General features: G+C 67.1%; 1 protein-coding gene. It reads left to right on the top strand.

All coding sequences use genetic code 11. From position 1 onward, the window contains the following. Positions 1-1,164, top strand: a 1,164-nt coding sequence (locus ACNPM4_RS00080) for a type II toxin-antitoxin system HipA family toxin (protein ID WP_448984253.1), incomplete at its 5' end; no start/stop codon positions are given. Positions 1,165-1,236 lie beyond the last annotated feature (72 nt).

Consider the following 1,236-nt stretch of genomic DNA (forward strand, 5'->3'; position numbering starts at 1 on the left):
GGCTGGGCGCTTGCCACCACCTTCCTCTATGACGCGGCGTACCTCGCCCGCGGCGGCGCGAACATCGATCCGTCGCTGCAGCTCGTTCCCGGACCGCAGTACCAGTCCGGGATGCTGCGGGCGTTCTCCGACAGCTCGCCGGACCGTTGGGGCCGCAACCTCATCGACAAGGCCGAGCGGATAGCCGCCCGCGAGGCCGGTCGCGCTCCGACGAGCCTCGACGACGTCAGCTACCTCTTGGGCGTCAGTGACGACACTCGCCAGGGCGCGCTGCGCTTCCGTGCCGTGGGCACCGAGGACTTCCTCGGTGCAGAAGCTCATGTCCCTGCGATCGTCGAACTTCCGAACCTCCTGCGCCGCAGCGATGAACTCGCCGGCGACGACGACTACACCGAGGCGGTCAAGCAGCTGCTCGACACCGGAACCACAGGCCTGGGTGGCGCGCGGCCGAAGGCATCCGTGCGTCTCGAGGACGGATCCCTCGGGTTCGCGAAGTTCCCGCATTCCCGCGACGGGTGGGATGTCATGGCGTGGGAGGCGACCACTCTCGGTCTGCTGTCGGACTGCGGAATCGCAGTGCCAGAATTCCGTCTCACACGCCTGGGAGAGCGCTGCGTCCTCATCCTGCGCCGCTTCGACCGGGACGCGAAGCAGCAGCGGATCGGGTACATCAGCGCCATGACCGCGATCGGAGCCGCCGACGGCGAGCACCACGACTACGTCGAGATCGCCGACGCCATCCGCGACATCGCGCGCTCCCCTCGCGCCGCGCTCTCTGATCTCTTCGACCGCGCGATCGTCAATGTCGCTCTCGGCAACACGGATGATCACCTGCGCAATCATGGTTTCCTCAGCGATGGCAACGCCTGGACGCTCAGCCCCGCCTTCGACGTCAATCCGAATCCTGATCTCGCCCGGAGCCGATCGACCTCGATCGCCGGAGCCGACACGTACGACACGGAGATCGAGGGTCTGCTCGCGCTCGCGGACGACTGCGACCTGACGCAGAGCCGGGCTCGAGAGCACATGGCGAGTATCTCCGAGGCGCTCTCATCGTGGCACGATCGCGCGCGTCGAAATCGCCTCCCCGAGAAGGAGATCTCACGCATGGGCGAATCGATCGCTCCGAGGCTGGACCTCGTGGCCACGGCCGGTCGAAAGTAGTTGATCCCATGACCGACGTCGTTCTCGCCGCAGTGCTCGGCGTGCTCGGCGGCGTCGTCCTGACGGTGCTGC

The sequence above is a fragment of the Microbacterium umsixpiens genome (assembly GCF_053543675.1).